Source organism: Neisseria sp. P0009.S007 (genome assembly GCF_051962515.1).
In genome coordinates this window covers 1-229 of record NZ_JBQCVF010001348.1, presented here as the reverse complement: position 1 = coordinate 229, position 229 = coordinate 1, and the positions used below count along the sequence as shown (strand labels likewise).

The following is a 229-nucleotide window of genomic DNA, read 5'->3' as shown; positions in this document are numbered from 1 at the left end:
GAATTGCGGGATAATGTGGTTTTTTTGACTTGTTTGTCGTCAATATACAAAGTCACAGAAACAGCCAAGCCCTTGGCGTGTCCCACAAAGGCATTGCCTGCGCTCATGGCGGAAGTGATGGCGATGTCTGCGTAAGTGTCTTGTTTCAGGCCGTCGCGAACGACGGTCACCCCGCTTTTTGCCGCGCTTTCCTGCAAGGATTCGGACATGATGCTGCCGACTTCTAAAC

General features: G+C 51.5%; 1 pseudogene. It reads right to left on the bottom strand.

Annotated features, from left to right (window positions below):
- Nucleotides 1-209, bottom strand: a pseudogene (locus tag ACTHS3_RS18895) (hypothetical protein); the annotation flags it as partial.
- Between the last annotated feature and the right edge of the window lie 20 nt (nt 210-229).